The sequence below is a fragment of the Kosakonia sp. CCTCC M2018092 genome (assembly GCF_003864115.1).
GTDB lineage: Bacteria > Pseudomonadota > Gammaproteobacteria > Enterobacterales > Enterobacteriaceae > Kosakonia > Kosakonia cowanii.
In genome coordinates this window covers 1,682,249-1,705,661 of sequence record NZ_CP034225.1, presented here as the reverse complement: position 1 = coordinate 1,705,661, position 23,413 = coordinate 1,682,249, and the positions used below count along the sequence as shown (strand labels likewise).

At 59.0% G+C, this 23,413-nt stretch carries 14 protein-coding genes; 10 read left to right on the top strand and 4 right to left on the bottom strand.

The genetic code is table 11. The features are described 5' to 3' along the window. Positions 1-101 precede the first annotated feature (101 nt). Positions 102-1,685, top strand: coding sequence for a TerC family protein (locus tag EH164_RS07975; protein ID WP_124967863.1), 1,584 nt, complete (start codon positions 102-104; stop codon positions 1,683-1,685). A gap of 154 nt (positions 1,686-1,839) precedes the next feature. After that, positions 1,840-2,424: an NUDIX domain-containing protein gene (locus tag EH164_RS07970; protein WP_124967862.1), complete on the top strand. Its 585-nt coding sequence runs from the start codon at positions 1,840-1,842 to the stop codon at positions 2,422-2,424. 441 nt (positions 2,425-2,865) lie between these two features. On the opposite strand, the gene asmA is transcribed toward EH164_RS07970, so the two are convergent. The 3 genes from asmA to udk all read right to left on the bottom strand — a co-directional run bounded on the left by asmA (position 2,866) and on the right by udk (position 6,050). After that, positions 2,866-4,716, bottom strand: coding sequence for an outer membrane assembly protein AsmA (asmA, locus tag EH164_RS07965; RefSeq protein ID WP_124967861.1), 1,851 nt, complete (start codon positions 4,714-4,716; stop codon positions 2,866-2,868). Positions 4,717-4,741: 25 nt separating this feature from the next. Next, positions 4,742-5,323, bottom strand: coding sequence for a dCTP deaminase (gene dcd / locus EH164_RS07960; protein WP_023479188.1), 582 nt, complete (start codon positions 5,321-5,323; stop codon positions 4,742-4,744). Between the two features lie 85 nt (positions 5,324-5,408). After that, on the bottom strand, positions 5,409-6,050 hold the full coding sequence (gene udk, locus EH164_RS07955; protein ID WP_023479149.1) for a uridine kinase: 642 nt from the start codon (positions 6,048-6,050) through the stop codon (positions 5,409-5,411). A gap of 353 nt (positions 6,051-6,403) precedes the next feature. On the opposite strand from udk, the gene EH164_RS07950 reads away from it, so the two are divergent. Beyond that, positions 6,404-9,733 carry a diguanylate cyclase gene (locus EH164_RS07950; protein WP_124967860.1) on the top strand — a complete coding sequence of 1,110 codons (3,330 nt, stop codon included), beginning with the start codon at positions 6,404-6,406 and terminating at the stop codon, positions 9,731-9,733. A gap of 149 nt (positions 9,734-9,882) precedes the next feature. On the opposite strand, the gene alkA is transcribed toward EH164_RS07950, so the two are convergent. Then, positions 9,883-10,728: a DNA-3-methyladenine glycosylase 2 gene (gene alkA / locus EH164_RS07945; protein ID WP_124967859.1), complete on the bottom strand. Its 846-nt coding sequence runs from the start codon at positions 10,726-10,728 to the stop codon at positions 9,883-9,885. A gap of 133 nt (positions 10,729-10,861) precedes the next feature. Between alkA and yegD the strand changes: the two genes are divergently transcribed. From yegD to baeR, 7 genes are all read left to right on the top strand, one after another. Further along, positions 10,862-12,214 (top strand): molecular chaperone, encoded by a 1,353-nt coding sequence (yegD, locus tag EH164_RS07940; RefSeq protein ID WP_124967858.1) that lies wholly within the window; start codon positions 10,862-10,864, stop codon positions 12,212-12,214. A 175-nt stretch (positions 12,215-12,389) separates the two neighbouring features. Continuing rightward, a complete protein-coding gene (locus EH164_RS07935) occupies positions 12,390-13,613 on the top strand; it encodes an MdtA/MuxA family multidrug efflux RND transporter periplasmic adaptor subunit (protein WP_124967857.1) in 1,224 nt (407 codons plus the stop codon). Further along, positions 13,613-16,735, top strand: a complete 3,123-nt coding sequence (locus EH164_RS07930) for an MdtB/MuxB family multidrug efflux RND transporter permease subunit (RefSeq protein WP_124967856.1) — start codon at positions 13,613-13,615, stop codon at positions 16,733-16,735. The genes EH164_RS07935 and EH164_RS07930 overlap by 1 nt, the downstream gene beginning before the upstream one ends. Continuing rightward, positions 16,736-19,813 (top strand): multidrug efflux RND transporter permease subunit MdtC, encoded by a 3,078-nt coding sequence (gene mdtC, locus EH164_RS07925; RefSeq protein ID WP_124967855.1) that lies wholly within the window; start codon positions 16,736-16,738, stop codon positions 19,811-19,813. Next, the gene (locus EH164_RS07920; RefSeq protein WP_124967854.1) at positions 19,810-21,225 is read left to right on the top strand and encodes an MFS transporter; all 1,416 of its coding nucleotides are present in this window, start codon (positions 19,810-19,812) and stop codon (positions 21,223-21,225) included. The genes mdtC and EH164_RS07920 overlap by 4 nt, the downstream gene beginning before the upstream one ends. Beyond that, entirely contained in the window at positions 21,222-22,694 is a 1,473-nt protein-coding gene (gene baeS, locus EH164_RS07915; RefSeq protein WP_023479228.1) for a two-component system sensor histidine kinase BaeS, read from the top strand. Before EH164_RS07920 ends, baeS begins: the two co-directional genes overlap by 4 nt. Next, the gene (baeR, locus tag EH164_RS07910; RefSeq protein WP_023479172.1) at positions 22,691-23,413 is read left to right on the top strand and encodes a two-component system response regulator BaeR; all 723 of its coding nucleotides are present in this window, start codon (positions 22,691-22,693) and stop codon (positions 23,411-23,413) included. The genes baeS and baeR overlap by 4 nt, the downstream gene beginning before the upstream one ends.

The window sequence follows — 23,413 nt, the reverse complement described above, 5'->3', positions numbered from 1 at the left end:
TATTAAATAAGATTAATCGCAGGCGGCATTGCATTCATGCGGAAAGTTACCCATGATCTCTTCATCACAACTCCCAACTTATATAAGGTTTTACGCTAAAAATGGAGTGGATTGCAGATCCATCAATCTGGGCCGGGCTGATCACGCTGGTGGTCATTGAGTTAGTGCTCGGTATCGATAACCTGGTTTTTATTGCCATTCTGGCGGAAAAATTACCGCCCTCAGAGCGCGACCGTGCGCGCGTGACAGGTTTAATCCTCGCTATGCTGATGCGTCTGGTGCTGCTGGCCTCCATTTCGTGGCTGGTGACGCTCACGCAACCGCTGTTCACCGTACGCGGTTTAAGCTTTAGCGCCCGCGATCTGATCATGCTGTTCGGCGGCCTGTTCCTGCTGTTTAAAGCCACGGTAGAGCTGAATGAGCGGCTTGAAGGAAAAGATAGTGATAACCCCAGCCAGCGGGGCGGGGCAAAATTCTGGGTAGTAGTCGCGCAAATCGTGGTGCTCGACGCGGTCTTCTCTCTCGACTCGGTGATCACCGCCGTCGGCATGGTTGACCATCTTGCGGTGATGATGGCCGCGGTCATTATCGCTATCTCGCTGATGCTGCTGGCGAGCAAAGCCCTCACCCGCTTTGTCAATAATCACCCGACAATTGTCATCCTCTGTCTCAGCTTCCTGCTGATGATCGGCTTTAGCCTGGTGGCGGAAGGCTTTGGCTTCCATATTCCGAAAGGCTATCTCTATGCGGCGATTGGCTTCTCGGTGATGATTGAATCCCTCAATCAGCTGGCTATCTTTAACCGCCGCCGTTTCCTGTTTGCCAACCATACGCTGCGCCAGCGCACCACCGAAGCGGTGATGCGCCTGCTCAGCGGGCGTAAAGAGGATGCCGAGCTGGATGCGCAAACCGCCTCGATGCTGCGCGACAGCGACGATGCGCAGATTTTCAACCCACAGGAGCGGCGGATGATTGAGCGCGTGCTGAACCTCAATCAGCGCACGGTGAGCAGCATCATGACCTCGCGTCACGATATCGAACATATCGATCTCAACGCGCCGGAAGCGGAGGTGCGCGCCCTGCTGGATAAAAACCAGCATACGCGCATTGTGGTGACCGGCGGCGAGCAGGAGGAGTCGCTGCTCGGCGTGGTGCATATTCTCGATCTGTTGCAGCAGTCCCTGCACGGCGAACCGCTGGATCTGCGCGTGCTGGTGCGCCAGCCGCTGGTCTTCCCTGAAGGACTGCCGCTGTTGCAGGCGCTGGAGCAGTTCCGCAATGCCCGTACCCACTTCGCATTCGTGGTCGATGAGTTCGGTTCGGTCGAAGGAGTAGTGACATTAAGTGATGTGATGGAGACCATCGCCGGCAACCTGCCCAACGAGGTGGAGGAGATTGACGCCCGCCATGATATCCAGAAAAACAGCGATGGCAGCTGGACCGCTAACGGCCATATGCCGCTGGAAGATCTGGTGCAGTATGTGCCGCTGCCGCTGGATGATAAACGCGATTACCACACCATCGCCGGGCTGTTGATGGAGCATCTGCAGCGTATTCCCGCTCCTGGCGAAGAGGTGACTGTTGGCGATTTCCGACTCAAAACCCTGGAGGTTGAGAGCCACCGGGTGCAGAAAGTGCAGCTTATTCCCATAGCCAGCGACGCTCCTTCCGACTACGAAGTGTAAAGCAGCCGGGGTTCGCCCCGGCTCACTCTCCTTGCTTACTCCCCCGCATTGACAACACGCGCCCCAGCCCTCGCTGGCAGTAATCTGCACGAAATTTCTTGTTTGCGCACGAATTAGCGCGTTATGATGCCTGAAACTGCACAAAGGAGCATTTATGCAAGCTGAACAGGCACAAGCACGCATTATCACCGCGATCCCGTTGTCGCGGGATTGGGGAAAGCTGACGAAATACACTTTCGATTTTCGCCGCCGCAACGGGGAGTGGCAGCGTCAGAGCCGGGAGGTGTATGACCGCGGCAACGGCGCAACGATCCTGTTATACAACCGCAGTAAACGCAGCGTGATCCTTACCCGGCAGTTTCGCTTACCGCTGTTTGTGAACGATCATGCAGGTTTTTTACTGGAAGCCGCCGCCGGGCTGCTGGATGAGCTGGATGCGGAGACGCGCATAAAACAGGAGGCTGAAGAGGAGACCGGATACCGTCTTGAGCGGGTTGAAAAGGTATTCGAAGCCTGGATGAGCCCAGGCTCGGTCAGTGAGAAGCTGCACTTTTTTATCGCTGAATATGACGAGAGCCGCCGTACCGGCAACGGCGGCGGTCTGGTTGAGGAAGGGGAAGATATTGAAGTGGTGGAAATGACATTTACTGACGCGCTGGCCGCTATCCGCAGCGGAGAGATTGCCGATGGCAAAACCATTATGCTGCTCCAGCACCTGGCCTTAGAAGGCGTTCTTTAATACCCTCATAACGCCCGTAGGCCTGATAAGGCGCAGCCGCCATCAGGCATTTCGCCCTGCACCATCCCTGTAGGCCTGATAAGGCGCAGCCGACATCAGGCATTTTACCCTGCACCATCGCCGTAGGCCTGATAAGGCGCAGCCGCCATCAGGCATTTTGCCCCGCACCATCCCTGTAGGCCTGATAAGGCGCAGCCGCCATCAGGCATTTTGCCCCGCACCATCCCTGTAGGCCTGATAAGGCGCAGCCGCCATCAGGCATTTCGCCCTGCACCATCCCTGTAGGCCTGATAAGGCGCAGCCGCCATCAGGCATTTCGCCCTGCACCATCCCTGTAGGCCTGATAAGGCGCAGCCGCCATCAGGCATTTTGCCCCGCACCATCCCTGTAGGCCTGATAAGGCGAAGCCGCCATCAGGCATTTCGCCCAACGGCGGCATCCTTACATCTTATCGAGCAGCTTCTTCACATCTTTGCTGCTCTGCTTGTCCTTGTTACGATCCGCCCAGTCGCTCAGGCGGCGTTTCGCCTCATCCTGCAGATGCTTACGCAACAGCTGATCTACCTGCAGATTGTAGTTGAGCGCCTGCCACGGCCCATAAACACGCAGCGGGATCGGCGTCGTCTTCAGGAAGTCGATAAGCTCGCTCTCCCCTTGCCAGCCGCCCAGCACCTGAATATTGAAGCGGGTATCCGCCTGCTCTTTGACCAGATCCATTTTGCCTTCACCGGTCAGGGCAATAAGCGGCGAGCTGCCCTGCATATTACTCAGCGTCATCTGCCCCGCTTTCAGCGCCAGATCGCTGCTGAAACTGTCGAGCCGCGTTGCAGTGTCATATTTTTCCTGCGTCTGCACATCGGTGCTGCGCGCCACCGCCTGCTGCACCAGCTGCTGGAAGTTGAGCCCTTCCATGCGGCTATTTTTCAGCTCAACATGCGCTTCGCCCTGCCACAAACGGCGGAAATCTTCGGCATCAATGCTCGGGCCGGAGAAATCACCCGCCATTGAGAGGCTACCCGTAAGCGCGATGGGATAATTAAAGGCTTTCAGAATGTCGCCAATCTCAACATTGTCGAGGCGCGGCTGGAACACCGCCCGCGAGGCATCGCGGCGCACATCCAGCTGCCCTGGAAGAGAGATCTGCCCGGCGCCCATTTTGCCCTGCAAGGTCGGGATGACAAGCAGGCCTGCGTTGTTATTGAACTGCCCGCTGACATCGGCAAACTGCATCCCGCGCCAGCGCACGGCTTTTGCGCTGATCCCCACCTGGGCGGTGAAATCACGCAGGCCATTGAAGTGCGGTACATCGGCGCTGTTGGCGATCACCGGACGCGGCGGGCGGCTTTGCGCCTGGCCCTGCTGATCCGGTGCGCTGTTATCCGTTGCGCTATTTTGCGGCGGCAACAGGTTATCGAGATTGAGATTATCGAACTGCAAATCCAGCGCCCAGACCGGCAAAGTGCCAAAGGTCACGCTGCCATGCCCGGTCAGAACACTGTCATTGGCGCGCAGCTTCAGCGCGCTCAGCGCCAGGCGTTGCTGTTCGCCCTGCCACTGCGCCTGCAACTCGCCTTCACCTTCGATACCTTGTGATGGCACATCGCCACCGCGCAGCTGCCACTTGACGCTATCCACCACCGCAGAGAGGTTGTGTGGATAGTCGCGCGCGTCGAGATTCGCGCGCAGCGCGAGGGTCAAATCACGTTGATTACGGTTGATGCGCCCGGAGAACTCCAGCGCCGCCTGGTGCTGCTCATCCTGCTCCATCTGCAGCCGGATATCGCGCACCGTCACCTGCTCATCGTTCTCATGCTGTAACACCAGCACGCTGTCCGCTACCTGCAGACTGCCTATATCCCAGGACCAGCCGCGATCCTCTTCCGCCTGCGGCAGAGTGTTTTCACGCGGTGCGACAGGTGCGTCTTTATCCACCGCGGCCTGGGTTTCAGGCGTTAGCTGGATCACCGCACCTTTTAACATCACCTGCTTAACATGCAGCTGGTGGGAAAGCAGAGGTAAGAGATTGACGTCGAGGCGCATATTGTCTGCTTTAACCACCGGCGTCTGCGCGCCCGGCGCGGTTAACGTCATGCGCCCTGAGAGAATGCTGAGCTGCGGCCAGACGTGCCAGCGCAGGGGGCCATCAAGCTGTAACTGATAGCCGCTACGCGCTTCAACCTGACGCACCATATAAGCACGGAAATCGTTGGGGTTGACCAGCAACACCAACGCTGACAGGCCGGCAATCAGCACGACCAACAGAATCATCAGCGTGGTTAACACTCTTCTCATGGCGTCCTCTGCAGAGATAACTTGCTCAGTCTTTATCGATACGGCTGGCAACCGCGCCCTGCTGATCGCGATACTTCGCATCTTCGCGGCGGTTGTAAGGGCGCTCGGCCGGGCCGGAGAGCGGCTCAAAGCTCAGCGCGCCGATCAGCATGCCGGGGCGCAGGGCCAGCGGCAGTTTGCCTGAATTATAGAACTCCAGCACGATGCAGCCAGACCAGCCGGGATCGATACGGTGCGCGGTGACGTGCACCATCAGCCCTAATCGTGCCAGCGATGAGCGGCCATCGAGCCAGCCGACCAGATCCGCCGGCAGGGTAACGGACTCATAGGTCACCGCCAGCGCCAGCTCGCCCGGATGGAGGAAAAAGGCTTCGCCATCGGCGAGGACAATCTCATCACTCATCACCCGATCGAGGGCGGCGGTCACTTCCTGTTTCGGCCCGCTCAGATCGATAAATGCTGCGGTATGACCACTGAATGTGCGGAATTTGTTGCCCAGACGGACATCCACCGTCGCACCATTAATTCGTTCTACCGGCGGACGCGGGTTAATTGCGAGTCGGCCCTCATTCATCCAGGCTTCGATATCGCGGTCACAAAGACGCATGGCACATTCTCCTTTGGTGCGACACGCCCCTGAAAAAGCCTCAGGGGACGGGTAGTTAACACTGAGTTTGACAGCCTAACATGTATTATTCAAAAAATTGGCTGATTTTGGCTTTCAGAATGTCGATGGCGATACGGTTCTTGCCGCCGCGCGGCACGATGATGTCGGCATACTGTTTGGAAGGTTCGATAAATTGCAGGAACATCGGGCGCACGGTTTTCTGATACTGCGCCATGACCGAATCCATCGAACGCCCGCGTTCATTCACGTCGCGTTTGATGCGGCGCATCAGGCAGATATCCAGCGGCGTATCGACAAAAATGGAGAAGTTCATCTCATCGCGCAGGCGAGAGTCGGTCAGCAGCAGGATCCCTTCCAGAATGATGACTTTTTTGGCTTCGATACGAATGGTCTCTGCGGTGCGGGTATGCTCAACATAGCTGTAGACCGGTAACTCAATGGATTCGCCGCGCTTAAGGGACTGAAGATGCTGGAATAACAGACTGTGATCCATCGCGCTCGGATGGTCATAGTTGGTTTTAACACGCTCTTCCATCGACAGATGGCTTTGATCTTTGTAGTAGCTGTCTTCGGGAATAACGCCAATGTGTTCATCACCCACCTGCTCGCGTAACTCGCGGTAAAGCGTACTGGCAATAAGACTTTTACCTGAAGCAGATGCGCCGGCGATGCCGATGATGACGCACTGATGTGACTGATCAGTCATAAATTTAGGGACCTGATTAACCTGGATGTAAAGGAAGGAAGACGCCTTGGCGTCAAACGCGGCAATTATAGGGATTTCACCGCCGCGATACCAGTCGAAAGCGCGGGTGAACGCGATAAGCAAAAATGGCGGCATTTTTCGCCAAACTGCGCGCTTTTTTTCTCAGCAAGGTGGGTAAAAATGACGCACCGGGCGCGTTTTATGCATTCACTAAGTAATTAATAACACTATGATGTCAATTTATGAGCGCGCGCCATAGGAATTGTAAATTGTTTGTACTAGCATAATCCGAAATTCTCATTTCATTCGTCGGCCGCCGTGTCGGACGGCACAGGGTTGCGGATAAAGCGGTAATGAAAAAACAATACCAACACGTTTTGGTTACCACACCACATCCCGTGCTGCGGCTAATAAGTCTTGGACTGCTCTCTTTTATCTTCACGCTCTTCTCCCTTGAGCTGATTCGATTTGGCACCATTATTGCGCCGCTCTGGTTCCCCACCGCGATCATGATCGTGGCCTTTTACCGCCATGCTGGCAAGATGTGGCCGGGCATTGCCCTTGCCTACGCGCTGGGCAACATCGCCGCCACCGTCACGCTCTTTTCACCCTCTTTTGTTGATCTTCGCTACCCGCTGGTCAATATCGTTGAAGCCGTCGCAGGCGCGATCCTGCTGCGCAAACTGCTGCCTTCTTATAATCCGCTTAAAAATCTTGCCGACTGGATACGCCTTGTCATTGGCAGCGTGCTGATACCGCCGCTGATTGGCGGGGTGCTGATTTGCTTGCTGGTACCGACAGATAACCTGCTGCGTACCTTTATTATCTGGATGTTATCGGAAGCGATTGGTGCGCTGGCGCTGGTGCCGCTCGGTCTGCTCTTTAAACCCCACTACCTGCTGCGCCACCGCAATCCGAAACTCCTGCTGGAAACGCTGGTTACTCTTGGCCTGACGCTGACGCTGAGCTGGCTGGCGCTGCACTATCTGCCGTGGCCCTTTACCGCCGTGATTGTGCTGCTGATGTGGAGCGCGGTACGCCTGCCACGTATGGAGGCCTTCTTAATTTATCTTGCGACTGTGATGGTGGCGTCGCTGGTGATCGCTATCGATCCCAACGTCGTGAGCTTCTCGAAAAGCGGCGTGATGATAAACGCGCCGTGGCTGCCGTTTCTGATGATCCTTCTGCCGGTGCACGTCATGACCATGGTGATGTACGCCTTTCGCACCGAGCGCAAGCACATCATTGAGAGCGAGGCGCGTTTTCGTAACGCCATGGAGTATTCAGCCATCGGTATGGCGCTGGTCGGTACCGACGGCCAGTGGCTACAGGCTAACAAAGCGCTGTGCCAGTTTCTCGGCTACAGCCAGGAGGAGCTGCGTCTGATGACCTTCCAGCAGCTCACCTGGCCGGAAGATCTGGCGCGGGATATGGCGCAGTTACAGCAGCTGACGCGCGGCGAAATTGCCAGCTATTCGATGGAAAAACGCTACTACACGCGCAACGGCGATCTGGTGTGGGGGTTACTGGCCGTCTCGGTGGTGCGTCACGCCAACGGCACTCCGCTCTACTTTATTGCCCAGGTTGAAGACATTAACGATCTGAAGCAGACCGAATGGGTCAACAAACGGTTGATGGAGCGCATTACCCTCGCTAACGAAGCGGGCGGTATCGGTATCTGGGAGTGGGAGCTGGAGCCGGACATCATCAGCTGGGATAAACGGATGTTCGAGATGTATGAAGTGCCTGCGCATCTCAAACCGACCTGGCAGCTGTGGTACGAACGTATTGTGCCGGAAGACCGGCCGGAAACCGAGCGGGTGATCCGTGACGCGCTGGCGTCGCGCATTGCCTTCAAACTCGAGTTCCGCATTGCCGTGAAAGATGGCATCCGCCATATTCGCTCGCTGGCAAACCGCGTGCTTAATAAGCAGGGTGAGGTCGAACGGCTGCTCGGCGTCAGTATGGATATGACGGAGGTGAAGCAGCTTAACGAGGCGCTTTACCAGGAGAAGGAGCGGCTGCACATTACACTCGACTCCATCGGCGAAGCGGTGCTCTGTACCGATGTCGAGATGAAAGTCACCTTTATGAACCCGGTCGCCGAGAAGATGAGCGGCTGGTCGCAAGAGAGCGCCATGGGTCAGCCTCTGCTGAAGGTGCTGCATATCACCTTTGGCGATAGCGGTCCGGTACTGGAAAATATTCACAGTGGCGATATGTCACGCACGGATATCGAACAGGATGTGGTGCTGCACTGCCGCGCGGGCGGCAGCTTCGACATTCACTACACCATTACCCCACTCAGCACTCTCGACGGGCAGAATATCGGCTCAGTACTGGTTATCCAGGATGTGACCGAGTCACGCAAAATGCTGCGCCAGCTGAGCTACAGCGCCTCGCACGATGCCCTTACCCATCTGGCGAACCGCGTCAGCTTCGAGGCGAACCTGAAACGCCTGCTGTCGACGGTGCAGGAGTACCATCAACGCCATGCGCTGGTGTTTATCGATCTCGACCGCTTTAAAGCAGTTAACGATAGCGCCGGGCATGCCGCCGGGGATACGCTGCTCCGCGAAATCTCGACGCTGATGCTCAGCCTGCTGCGCTCCACCGATATTCTTGCCCGCCTGGGCGGCGATGAATTTGGCCTGCTGCTGCCAGAGTGTAATGTCGAAAGCGCGCGTTATATCGCCGGTCGTATGATTGAAGCGATCAATGATTATCGCTTCAGCTGGGAGGATCGCGAACATCGTATCGGGGCCAGTGCCGGGATCACGATCATCGATGAGTATAACCATCAGGCTTCCGAAGTGATGTCGCAGGCCGATATCGCCTGTTACGCCTCGAAGCATAGCGGGCGCGGCCGGGTGACGGTTTATGAACCGAAGCAGGGTCTGATGCAGCATGAGCGCTCAATGATGTCGCTGGAGGAGCAGTGGCGCATCATTAAAGAGAACCATCTGTTAATGATTGCGCGCGGCGTCGCTTCGCCGCGGGTGCCGGAAGCGTGTAACTTCTGGCTACTCTCCCTGCGCTTATGGACCAGCGAAGGCGAAGTTATGGAGGAGCACGCGTTTCGCGCCGGGCTCCACGAGCCGGAGCTGATTCGCGCCCTCGACCAGCGTCTCTTCCATGAGTTTTTCAACAAGCATGCGGCCGCCATCACCGCCAAAGGGCTGGGTGTCGCCCTGCCCCTCTCGGTGCACGGTCTGGCAAGCAGTAGCCTGGTGGATGAACTGTTATCTATGCTTGAGAGTGGCCCGATGCCGGGGCGTCTGCTGCATCTGGTGATCCCGGCAGATGCGCTGGTGCGCGAAGGCCATACCCGGCTTGAAAACCTCAGACGCCTGCGCCATGCAGGGTGTCGCATTATCCTCAGCCGTGTCGGGCACGATCTCGATGTTTTCGAGCGCATTACACCGCATATGGCTGATTATCTGCTGCTGGAGCCGGAGCTGGTCTCTAACGTGCATGGCAATTTGATGGATGAGATGATGGTGACCATTATTCAGGGGCATGCGCAGCGCCTGGGGCTGAAGAGCATTGCCGGGCCGACGCATCAACCGATGATGATGGATACCCTCTCCGGGATTGGCATTGACCTGATTTATGGCGATACCATCTCCCAGGCGCACCCGCTCGATTTGATGCTCAATACCAGTTATTTCGCCATCAACTAACTGCCGGATGGCGGCTACGCCTTATCCGGCCTACATCCCAGCCAGAGACCGTATACCTACTCCCCGCAGGCCTGATAAGCGCAGCGCCATCAGGCATTAGCGCCGGACTTTCCGTAGGCCCGATAAGCGAAGCGCCATCGGGCATTGCATTACTGCTCGGGCGACCAGCCCTGGGTAAACCAGATATGCAACAGCGCGTAAGAGCGAAACGGTTGCCAGCGCTCGGCATAACGGCGCGTTTGTGCGGGCGTCATGCCGGCGAAACGCTGCTTAATCGCATAATCGTCCGGTAAGAAGATATCTTTCGCCTGCCAGCCGCGCAGTGCAAAGTAGTTCGCCGTCCAGCGCCCAATCCCCGGGTAACTCAGCAGCGCTTTTACCCCCTGCTCCACATCGTCCGGCTTCTGTAGCGGGAAAGAGCCGTCACAGGCAGCCTCGGCAAGGGTAATCAGTGCCTGGGCGCGTTTTAGCGGCATCCCCAGGCTTTTCAGCACTTGTGCATCGGCGGCGGCAATCTGCTGCGCGGTGGGAAAGGTGATAAACCCCGGTGCTTCATCCATCACATCGCCATAACGATGCGCGACTTTTGCCGTCAGCTTTGCCGCCATCGCCACACTCACCAGTTGCCCGAGCACAGCGCGCACCGCCTGCTCAAAGGGGTCGATCGAGCCGGGCAGCCGCAGGCCAGGGCGCGCGGCGGCGAGATCGCCAAGCCGCATATTGATACGCTCCGGCTCGCAGGTGAGATCAAATAACCTCTCCAGCCGCTGCAAACAGTGCTCCGCAACCGGTTCAAGCCCCTCACTTAAAGTGACCTTCAGCGTCGCGCTCGCCTCATCCGGCTCGGCGGTGATAATCCCGCGATGAGCACCAAAGGCATACGAGCGCACATAGCGCGTCTCGCTCACCACTTCCACGCCCGCGACGGCGCGTGCGCCTAAAAAACTCAACATCCACGCCCAGTCATAGGGCGGCTGCCAGTGCAGTGTGTGCATACCATCTCCCCGCTGATAATGCTAAAAGCATAACAACTCAGGGAATTTTCGCCTTGCTTTCATATTCCGGTTGTCGCCCTGCACGCATTCGGCTAAAGTCGCCCCCCTTCTTCACAGGCATGGGGATTGCACGGTGTTTATTGGTTTTGACTACGGTACGGCAAACTGCTCGGTAGCGGTGATGCGCGATAACGCGCCACAGCTGCTGACCATGGAAAATAACAGTACCTTACTGCCGTCGATGCTCTGCGCGCCGACGCGCGAAGCGGTAAGCGAGTGGCTCTATCGCCACCATCAGGTTCCGGCAACGGGGAGTGAAACCCAGGCGCTGCTGCGCCGGGCGGTGAGCTTCAACCGCGAAGAGGACATTGAGGTCAACGCCGCCAGCGTCCAGTTCGGCCTCGCCTCGCTGCGCCAGTATGTGAGCGATCCGGAGGAGGTCTACTTCGTCAAATCACCGAAGTCGTTTCTCGGTGCCAGCGGCCTGAAGCCGCAGCAGATCGCGCTGTTTGAGGATCTGGTCTGCGCCATGATGCTGCATATCCGCAAGCAGGCAGAGAGCCAGTTGCCAGAGACGATTCGCCAGGCGGTGATTGGCCGGCCGATCAACTTCCAGGGGCTCGGCGGCGATGAGGCTAACGCCCAGGCGCAGGGCATCCTTGAGCGCGCCGCAACGCGTGCAGGCTTCGAAGAGGTGGTGTTCCAGTTCGAACCGGTCGCTGCCGGGCTCGATTTTGAAGCGACATTAAATGAAGAGAAACGCGTGCTGGTGGTCGACATCGGCGGCGGTACCACCGACTGCTCGCTGATCCTGATGGGTCCGCAGTGGCGCGAGAAAGCGGATCGCAGCGCCAGCCTGCTCGGTCACAGCGGCTGCCGCGTTGGCGGGAACGATCTCGACATCGCGCTGGCGTTCAAAAACCTGATGCCGCTGCTCGGCATGGGCGGACAGACGGAAAAAGGCATTGCGCTGCCGATCCTGCCGTGGTGGAACGCGGTGGCGATCAACGATGTTCCGGCGCAGACGGAGTTTTACAGCACGGCAAACGGCCGCTTGTTAAACGACCTGCTGCGCGATGCGCGCGACGCAGAAAAGGTCGCTCTGCTGGTAAAAGTGTGGAAGCAGCGCCTCGGCTACCGGCTGGTGCGCAGCGCGGAAGAGAGCAAAATCGCCCTCTCCGACACGCAGCAGGTGACCGCCTCGCTGCCATTTATCAGCGACAGCCTCGCCACCGCCATCGATCAGCAGGGGCTTGAAAATGCCCTTAACCAGCCGTTACAGCGCATTATTGAGCAGGTGCAGTTGGCGCTGGCAACCAGTAATGAGACGCCGGATGTGATCTACTTAACCGGCGGCAGCGCCCGTTCACCGATTATCAAAAAAGCGCTGGCGGAAACGCTGCCCGGCATCACCATAGCCGGTGGTGATGACTTCGGCTCGGTGACCGCCGGGCTGGCCCGCTGGGCACAGGTTGTCTTCCGTTGATTATCTGCCGGGTGGCTTCACCCGGCATGCTTTCTGCTACAAAATCTCCCTAACGCAAATTATCTGTCGTGACTACGTTTCCAGACAGTGTTTCATTTTTCCTCCATTTTTCTGCGCTTCAGGGTGACTACACTACTATTACTTCGCCATTCGATTTAAAGAGATACCTATAACGATGAAAGGACGAGTCACTTTTCGCCGCACCGTTGTCGCGGCACTGGTCATCGCACTGGCTGGTGCGGCCTGGTACTATTTTGCGCACAGCGCCTCAACCACCACGGCAAGCGGGCAACAAACGCCTTCAGGCGGCGGACGTCACGGCATGCGCGGCGCACTGCCGCCGGTACAGGCGGCGACCGCCACCAGCGAATCCGTTCCGCGCTATCTCTCCGGCCTCGGCACAATTACCGCAGCGAATACCGTTACCGTGCGCAGCCGCGTCTCGGGTCAGCTCAAAGCTATCCATTTCCAGGAGGGGCAGCAGGTGAATGCTGGCGATCTGCTGGCGGAGATCGATCCCAGCGAATTCAACGTCGCGCTGGCACAGGCGCAGGGCCAGCTGGCGAAGGATAAAGCGACGCTTGCCAATGCCCGCCGCGATCTTGCCCGCTATCAACAGCTGGCGAAAACCAGCCTTGTCTCGCGCCAGGATCTCGACGCTCAGCAGGCGCTGGTCAGTGAATCTGAAGGTACCGTTAAAGCGGATGAAGCCTCCGTTGCCAGCGCCCAGCTACAGCTGGAGTGGAGCCGCATCACCGCGCCGGTCAGCGGACGCGTCGGCCTGAAACAGGTCGATGTCGGCAACCAGATTAGCAGCAGCGATACCACCGGTATTGTGGTGCTGACGCAAACCCACCCGATCGATCTCATCTTTACTCTGCCAGAGAGCGACATCGCCACCGTGGTGCAGGCGCAGAAAAATGGGCAGAAACTGGTAGTGGAAGCCTGGGATCGCACCAATAAACAGAAGCTCAGCAGCGGTACGTTGTTGAGCCTGGATAACCAGATCGACGCCACCACCGGCACCATCAAGCTGAAAGCGCGTTTCGACAACGAGCAGGACGCCCTCTTCCCGAACCAGTTTGTTAACGCCCGTATGCTGGTCGCCACCCAGCAGGATGCGGTGGTGATCCCCGCCGCAGCGCTGCAAATGGGCAATGAAGGCAACTTCGTCTGGGTGCTGAACGATAAGAACAAGGTCAGCAAACACACGGTGACCCCGGGTATTCAGGACAGCCAGAAAGTGGTGATTAGCGCCGGGTTATCGGCAGGCGATCGCGTCGTCACTGACGGTATCGACCGTCTGACAGAGGGCGCGCAGGTCGAAGTGGTGGACGCCAGCAACGCAGAAACCCTGCCCGCGAAGCGTGAACGTCCGGCGAAAGGAGCACAAGGCTGATGCAGCTGTTACCGCCGGGCCGGACGGGCGGCCCTTCGCGTCTCTTTATTCTGCGTCCGGTCGCCACCACGCTATTGATGGTGGCGATCCTGCTGGCCGGGATCATCGGCTACCGCTTTCTGCCCGTTTCGGCGCTGCCGGAAGTGGATTATCCAACCATTCAGGTGGTGACGCTCTACCCTGGCGCCAGCCCGGATGTGGTGACTTCTGCCATTACCGCGCCGCTTGAGCGCCAGTTTGGCCAGATGTCGGGCTTAAAGCAGATGTCTTCGCAGAGTTCCGGCGGCGCGTCGGTCGTCACGCTGCAATTCCAGCTGAGCCTGCCGCTGGATGTTGCCGAACAAGAAGTGCAGGCGGCAATGAACGCCGCCAACAGCCTGCTGCCTTCGGACTTACCGAACCCGCCGGTCTACAACAAAGTGAACCCCGCCGACCCGCCGATCATGACGCTGGCGGTCACCTCTTCCGCCATGCCGATGACGCGGGTGGAGGATATGGTGGAAACGCGCGTGGCGCAGAAGATCTCCCAGGTCTCCGGCGTCGGGCTGGTAACGCTCTCCGGCGGCCAGCGTCCGGCGGTGCGCGTCAAACTTAACGCGCAGGCGATTGCCGGGCTGGGGCTGACCAGCGAAACCGTGCGCACCGCCATCAGCAACGCTAACGTCAACTCGGCGAAAGGTAGCCTTGATGGTCCGACCCGCGCCGTCACGCTCTCAGCCAATGACCAGATGCAGTCCGCCGAGGAGTACCGCAAGCTGATTATCGCTTACCAGAACGGTGCGCCGATCCGCTTAGGGGATATCGCTACCGTTGAACAGGGTGCAGAGAACAGCTGGCTCGGCGCATGGGCGAACAAGCAGCAGGCGATTGTGATGAATGTGCAGCGCCAGCCGGGCGCCAATATTATCGATACCGCGGATAATATCCATGCCCTGCTGCCGCAGCTGACTGAGAGCCTGCCGAAATCCGTCAGCGTGAAGGTGCTCTCGGATCGCACCAACAATATCCGCGCCTCGGTAAGTGATACGCAGTCTGAGCTGATGCTGGCGATTGCGCTGGTGGTGATGATTATCTACCTCTTCCTGCGCAATATTCCGGCGACAATTATCCCCGCCGTTGCGGTGCCGCTGTCGCTGATTGGCACCTTTGCGGCGATGGTATTTCTCGATTTCTCCATCAATAACCTGACGCTGATGGCGCTTACCATCGCCACCGGCTTTGTCGTCGATGACGCGATTGTGGTGATCGAAAACATCTCGCGCTATATCGAAAAGGGCGAAAAACCGCTGAATGCGGCACTGAAAGGCGCAGGCGAGATTGGCTTTACCATCATCTCGCTCACCTTCTCGCTGATTGCGGTGCTGATCCCGCTGCTGTTAATGGGCGATATCGTTGGGCGGCTGTTCCGTGAGTTTGCCGTCACGCTGGCGATTGCCATTCTGATCTCCGCCGTGGTGTCGCTGACCTTAACGCCGATGATGTGCGCCCGCATGCTTAGTGCGGAATCCCTGCGCAAGCAGAACCGCTTCTCCCGCGCCTCGGAGCGCTTTTTTGAGCGGGTGATTGCCGGTTACGGCCGTCTGCTGAGCCGCGTGCTTAATCACCCGTGGCTGACCCTTGGCGTCGCCCTCGGCACGCTGCTGCTGTCGGTGATGCTGTGGATCTTTATTCCGAAAGGCTTCTTCCCGATCCAGGACAACGGCATTATTCAGGGCACGTTGCAGGCACCGCAATCCGCCTCCTTTGCCAGCATGGCGGAGCGCCAGCGCCAGGTGGCGGATATTATCCTGCGCGATCCGGCCGTGGAGAGCCTCACCGCTTTCGTTGGCGTCGACGGCACGAACCCCTCTCTTAACAGCGCGCGGTTGCAGATTAACCTGAAACCGCTGGAAGAGCGCGACGTTCGCGTCCAGCCGGTGATTGAGCGGTTGCAGCAGGCGGCGGGCAATGTGCCCGGCATGTCGCTCTATCTGCAACCGACGCAGGATCTCACCATCGACACCACCGTCAGCCGCACCCAGTACCAGTTCACCCTACAGGCCAACTCTCTCGACGCGCTCAGCACCTGGGTGCCGCAGCTGGTGAGTAAGTTGCAAGCGATGCCGCAGCTGGCGGATGTCAGCAGCGACTGGCAGGACAAAGGGCTGGTGGCCTACGTCAACGTGGATCGCGACAGCGCCAGCCGCCTCGGTATCAGCATGGCGGATGTTGATAACGCCCTCTACAACGCCTTTGGTCAGCGCCTGATCTCCACCATCTACACCCAGGCGAACCAGTATCGGGTGGTGCTGGAGCATGACACCACGCAGACGCCGGGCCTGGCCGGGCTGGATAATATTCGCCTGACCAGCAGCGAAGGCGGCGTGGTGCCGCTGTCGTCGATCGCCAAAATCGAGCAGCGCTATGCGCCGTTAAGCATCAACCATCTCGATCAGTTCCCGTCGACCACCATCTCTTTTAACGTCGCCGACGGCTACTCGCTGGGCGATGCGGTCGACGCGGTGCAGGAGAGCGAAAAAACCCTCCACTTCCCGACCGATATCCGCACCGAATTCCAGGGCAGCACGCTGGCGTTCCAGGCGGCGCTCGGAAGCACCATCTGGCTGATTGTTGCGGCGATAGCGGCGATGTATATCGTACTCGGCGTGCTGTATGAGAGCTTTATCCACCCGATAACCATCCTCTCGACGCTGCCAACGGCGGGCGTCGGCGCGCTGCTGGCGCTGATGATTTCCGGCAGCGAGCTCGATGTGATCGCCATTATCGGCATCATCCTGCTGATCGGCATTGTGAAGAAGAACGCCATCATGATGATCGACTTCGCCCTCGCCGCCGAGCGCGAAGCGGGCATGTCGCCGCGCGATGCCATCTTCCAGGCCTGCCTGCTACGTTTTCGCCCGATCCTGATGACCACACTGGCGGCGCTGCTCGGCGCGCTGCCGCTGATGCTTAGCACCGGCGTTGGCGCAGAGCTGCGTCGCCCGCTGGGGATCGGCATGGTCGGCGGCCTGCTGGTGAGCCAGGTGCTGACGCTGTTTACCACGCCGGTGATCTATCTGCTCTTCGACCGCCTGGCGCTGGCGGCGAAAAAGCGTTTTCCGCAGCGTGAAGAGGAGGCGTAAGTGAAGTTTTTCGCCCTCTTCATTTACCGCCCGGTGGCGACGATCCTGATTTCGCTCGCCATTACCCTGTGCGGCATTCTCGGCTTCCGGCTGCTGCCGGTCGCCCCGCTGCCGCAGGTCGATTTTCCGGTGATCATGGTCAGCGCCTCGCTGCCCGGTGCTTCGCCGGAGACCATGGCCTCGTCGGTCGCCACACCGCTTGAGCGCTCGCTGGGGCGCATTGCCGGAGTGAGCGAGATGACCTCCTCCAGCTCCCTTGGCAGCACGCGCATTATTCTTGAGTTCAATTTCGACCGCGATATCAACGGCGCGGCGCGCGATGTGCAGGCGGCGATCAATGCCGCGCAGAGCCTGCTGCCGAGCGGCATGCCGAGCCGCCCGACCTATCGCAAAGCGAACCCCTCCGCTGCGCCAATCATGATCCTCACCCTCACCTCGGATACCTACTCCCAGGGTGAGCTGTATGACTTTGCCTCAACGCAGCTGGCGCAAATCCTGTCGCAAATCGACGGCGTCGGCGATGTCGATGTCGGCGGCAGCTCCCTGCCCGCCGTGCGTGTCGATCTCAACCCGCAGGCACTGTTTAACCAGGGCGTCTCTCTCGATGCGGTACGCACGGCCATCAGCAATGCCAACGTGCGCAAACCGCAGGGCGCGCTGGAGGATGGCGCGCACCGCTGGCAGGTGCAGACCAATGATGAGTTAAAAACTGCGGCGGAGTACCAGCCGCTGATTATTCACCATAAAAATGGTGCCGCAGTACGCTTAAGCGATGTCGCCACGGTCACCGACTCGGTGCAGGATGTGCGCAACGCCGGGATGACCAACGCCAAACCGGCGATTTTGCTGATGGTTCGTAAACTGCCGGAAGCCAATATTATCCAGACGGTGGACAGCATTCGCGCCCGCCTGCCGGAGTTGCAAAAGACCATTCCCGCCGCCATTGACCTGCAAATCGCTCAGGATCGCTCGCCGACCATTCGCGCCTCGCTGGCGGAAGTGGAGCAGACGCTGGTGATCTCCGTCGCGCTGGTGATCCTGGTAGTGTTCCTTTTCCTGCGTTCAGGCCGGGCGACCTTTATCCCGGCGGTGGCCGTGCCGGTATCGCTGGTTGGCACCTTTGCCGCTATGTATCTGTGCGGCTTTAGCCTCAACAACCTGTCATTAATGGCGCTGACCATCGCCACCGGCTTTGTGGTTGATGACGCGATTGTGGTGCTGGAGAATATCTCCCGTCATCTCGAAGCGGGAATGAAGCCGTTACAGGCGGCGCTGCAAGGGACGCGGGAAGTGGGCTTTACGGTGCTGTCGATGAGCCTGTCGCTGGTGGCGGTGTTCCTGCCGCTGCTGCTGATGGCCGGGCTGCCGGGGCGGTTGCTGCGCGAATTTGCCGTTACGCTGTCGGTGGCGATTGGCATTTCGCTGCTGATCTCACTCACCCTGACGCCCATGATGTGCGGCTGGTTGCTCAAAGCCCATAAGCCGCATAGCCGCACGCGGGAGAGAGGCGTTGGCCGCCTGCTGACCCGCATCCAGCAGCAGTATGCCCGCTCGCTGAAATGGGTGCTTAACCACGCCCGGCTGGTTGGTGTGGTGCTGCTTGGCACTATCGCGCTCAATATCTGGCTCTATATCTCGATTCCAAAAACCTTCTTCCCGGAGCAGGATACCGGCGTGCTGATGGGCGGTATTCAGGCGGATCAGAGCATCTCCTTCCAGGCGATGCGCGGCAAGTTGCAGGACTTTATGCAGATCATCCGCGAGGATCCGGCGGTGGATAACGTCACCGGTTTTACCGGCGGCTCACGGGTGAATAGCGGGATGATGTTTATCACCCTCAAATCGCGCGACCAGCGCCACGCCACCGCGCAGGAGGTGATTGACCGCCTGCGCAGTAAGCTGGCAAAAGAGCCGGGCGCGAGCCTCTTTTTGATGGCGGTGCAGGATATCCGCGTCGGCGGCCGCCAGGCCAATGCCAGCTACCAGTTTGCGCTGCTGTCGGACTCTTTAAGCGACCTGCGCGAGTGGGAGCCGAAGATCCGCAAAGCGTTTGCGGCGCTGCCGGAGCTGGCGGATGTCAACTCGGATCAGCAGGATAATGGCGCGGAGATGAACCTGGTCTATGACCGGGAAACCATGACCCGCCTCGGTATCAGCGTGCAGGCGGCGAACAGTCTGCTGAATAACGCCTTCGGTCAACGACAGATCTCCACCATCTACCAGCCGCTTAACCAGTACAAAGTGGTGATGGAGGTCGACCCGCGCTACACCCAGGATGTCAGCGCGCTGGATAAGATGTACATCATCAACGATGCGGGCGCGTCGATTCCCCTCTCCTACTTTGCCCACTGGCAGCCGGCCAATGCGCCGCTGTCGGTTAATCATCAGGGGTTGTCGGCGGCCTCAACTATTGCCTTTAACCTGCCAGCGGGCGTCTCGCTCTCGCAGGCCAGCGAGGCGATTGACCGCACCATGACGCAGCTTGGCGTGCCAAACAGCGTGCGCGGCAGCTTTGCCGGAACCGCGCAGGTGTTCCAGGAGACGATGAACTCGCAGGTGATCCTGATCCTCGCCGCCATCGCCACGGTCTATATCGTGCTCGGCATTCTCTATGAGAGCTATGTTCACCCGCTGACCATTCTTTCGACCCTGCCGTCGGCAGGCGTTGGCGCACTGCTGGCGCTGGAGCTGTTTGGCGCGCCGTTTAGCCTGATTGCGCTGATTGGTATTATGCTGCTTATCGGGATTGTGAAGAAAAACGCCATTATGATGGTCGACTTCGCCCTCGAGGCGCAGCGCCAGGGGCAACTGAGTGCCGAAGAGGCGATTTTCCAGGCCTGCCTGCTGCGTTTTCGCCCGATTATGATGACCACCCTAGCGGCGTTGTTTGGTGCCCTGCCGCTGGTGATCTCCAGCGGAGATGGTTCAGAGTTGCGCCAGCCGCTCGGTATTACCATTGTCGGCGGGCTGGTGATGAGCCAGTTGCTGACGCTCTATACCACGCCGGTGGTCTACCTCTTCTTTGATCGTCTGCGCGCGCGGTTTAGTCGCAAAGTGAGAGAGCCCGTAAGTGAATGAATGAGTTACCAAAACAGATCCGCTGGCAGTTATGGATAGTCGCCTTTGGCTTCTTTATGCAGTCGCTGGATACCACCATTGTTAACACCGCCCTCCCCTCGATGGCGGCAAGCCTCGGCGAGAGCCCGCTGCATATGCATATGGTGGTGGTCTCCTATGTGCTGACCGTTGCGGTGATGCTGCCCGCCAGCGGCTGGCTGGCCGACCGGGTTGGCGTGCGCAATATCTTCTGCGTGGCGATTGTGCTCTTTACCGCCGGGTCGCTATTTTGTGCGCTGGCCGCCACGCTCGATCAGCTGATCCTGGCGCGCGTGCTGCAAGGCTTTGGCGGCGCGATGATGGTACCGGTCGGGCGCTTAACGGTGATGAAGATCGTGCCGCGCACCCACTATATGGCAGCGATGACCTTTGTGACGCTGCCAGGCCAGGTCGGCCCGCTGCTCGGCCCGGCGCTCGGCGGTATTCTGGTGGAGTACGCCTCCTGGCACTGGATCTTCCTGATTAACCTGCCGGTGGGCATTATTGGCGCGATTGCCACCCTGAGCCTGATGCCGAACTACACCCTGCAAACCCGCCGCTTCGATTTCTCCGGTTTTGTGCTGCTGGCGGGCGGCATGGCGACGCTGACGCTGGCGCTTGACGGCAGCCGCGGCCTTGGCCTGACGCTCTGGCAACTGGGCGGTCTGGTGGCAGTAGGTGCAGCGGCGATTCTCTTCTACCTTCTGCACGCGAGGGGCAATGACCGGGCGCTGTTTAATTTGCGTCTGTTCCGCACCCGCAGCTTTTCGCTGGGGCTGGCGGGGAGCTTCGCCGGGCGTATCGGCAGCGGCATGCTGCCCTTTATGACCCCGGTCTTTTTGCAGATCGGCCTCGGCTTTTCGCCGTTTCATGCCGGGCTGATGATGATCCCGATGGTGCTCGGCAGCATGGGGATGAAGCGGATCGTTGTGCAGGTGGTTAACCGCTTTGGCTATCGCCGCGTGCTGGTCGCCTCAACCGTTGGCCTCGCGCTGGTTAGCCTGCTGTTTATGGCGACGGCGCTGCTTGGCTGGTATTACCTGCTGCCGGTGGTGCTCTTCTGCCAGGGGATGATTAACTCGATGCGCTTCTCGTCGATGAACACCCTGACGCTGAAGGATCTGCCCGATGAGCTGGCAAGCGGCGGCAACAGTATGCTGTCGATGATTATGCAGCTCTCGATGAGTATTGGCGTCAGCGTCGCCGGTCTGCTGCTCGGCCTCTTCGGTCAGCAGCATCTCTCGGCGGACAGCGGCATGGCGCACGAAGTCTTTCTTTATACCTATCTGACGATGGCGGTGATTATTGCACTGCCGGCGGCCCTTTTTGCCCGCGTGCCCGATGACGCCAGCCAAAATGCGGTGATTGCCCGTCGCAACAGGAGAACATCATGAGGTTCTGGCGGCCGGGGATCACGGCCAAACTCTTTCTCGCCATTCTCACCACCTGCATTCTGCTGCTGTTCGCTACCCACTGGGCGGTGCGCATCAGCTTTGAGCATGACTTTATGAACTACATCAAGCGCGGCAACGACCTGCGCTTGCAGATGCTGACGGATACGCTCGCCGAGCAGTATACCCAGCACGGCGACTGGCAGTTTCTGCGCCACAATGACCGGATGATTTTCCAGATCCTGCGCTCCTTTGACCGGGAAAATGAGCATGATGACGGCCGTCCTGGCCCCGGCGGCCCCGATCGCGGGCGCGGCCCTGGTCCGCAAGAGGACGCAGGCCCGCCGGATCGCCCGGATATGCCGCCCCACGGCTGGCGTACCCGCTTCTGGGTGCTGGATCAGCAAAAACGGGTGCTGGTTGGCCCACACTCGCCGGTGCCGGTGGATGGTACGCAGCGCGAGATCAAAGTGAATAATGCCACCGTCGGCTGGGTGATCGCCTCGCCGGTGAAAAAGCTGACGCGCAACACCGATATCAACTTTGACCGCCAGCAGCGGCGCACCAGCTGGGTGATTGTCGGTCTCGCCACACTGCTGGCCGCTATTGCCACCTTCCCGCTGGCGCGCGGGCTGCTGGCTCCGGTGAAACGGCTGGTGGACGGCACCCATAAACTCGCCTCGGGCGACTTTTCTACCCGCGTGAAACCGGGCAGCCAGGATGAGATTGGCAGGCTGGCGCAGGACTTTAACCAGCTCGCCAGCACCCTTGAGAAGAACCAGCAGATGCGCCGCGACTTTATGGCCGATATCTCCCATGAGCTGCGCACGCCGCTGGCGGTGCTGCGCGGCGAGCTGGAGGCGATTCAGGATGGCGTGCGGCAGTTCACGCCTGAGTCGGTCACCTCCTTGCAGGCTGAGGTCGCCACGCTTACCAAACTGGTGGACGATCTGCATCAGCTATCGATGTCCGATGAGGGGGCGCTGGCCTATCAGAAAAAATCGGTGGATGCCGTCTCGCTGGTGGAGATTGCCGCTGGCGCGTTCCGCGAGCGCTTCGCCAGCCGCAATCTGACGCTGTCGCTGGAGTTGCCGGAGAGCGCAACGGTGTTTGGCGATCCCCATCGTCTGATGCAACTGTTTAATAATCTGCTGGAGAACAGCCTGCGCTATACCGACAGCGGCGGGCGAACGCTTATCCAGCTTATCCCGCGTGATAATACCCTGCTGCTGCGCTTTGCCGACAGCGGGCCTGGAGTGAGTGACGAGCAGTTGCAGCGCCTGTTTGAGCGCTTCTACCGCACGGAAGGCTCGCGCAACCGCGCCAGCGGTGGCTCCGGGCTGGGGCTGGCAATCTGTCTGAATATTGTGGAGGCGCACGGTGGCGCTATCCATGCCGCGCACTCGCCATTTGGCGGGGTTAGCATTACAGTTGAACTTCCGCTTGAACGCGATAAATCGAGAGATGTATGACCGAGTTACCCATTGATGAAAATACGCCGCGCATCCTGATCGTCGAAGATGAACCGAAGCTTGGGCAGTTGCTGATCGACTATCTGCGCGCGGCAAGTTATGCGCCGTCGCTGATTAGCCATGGCGATCAGGTGCTCAGTTACGTGCGCCAGACGCCGCCGGATCTGATCCTGCTCGACCTGATGCTGCCAGGCGTTGATGGCTTGACGCTGTGCCGCGAAATTCGCCGCTTCTGCAATGTGCCGATTGTCATGGTGACTGCCAAGATCGAAGAGATCGACCGCCTGCTGGGGCTGGAGATCGGGGCCGATGACTACATCTGCAAACCCTACAGCCCACGCGAAGTGGTGGCGCGGGTGAAGACCATTCTGCGCCGCTGCAAACCGCAGCGCGAATTGCAGCAGCTTGATGCCGAAAGCCCGCTGATTGTCGATGAAGGGCGCTTCCAGGCGAGCTGGCACAGCAAGCTGCTCGATTTGACGCCCGCCGAGTTCCGCCTGCTGAAAACCCTCTCCAGCGAACCGGGTAAAGTTTTCTCGCGCGAACAATTACTCAATCATCTGTATGATGACTACCGCGTGGTGACCGACCGCACTATCGATAGTCATATCAAAAACCTGCGTCGCAAACTGGAAGCGCTGGACGAGGAGCAATCCTTTATTCGCGCGGTCTACGGCGTGGGCTATCGCTGGGAGGCGGACGCCTGCAAACTGGCGTAA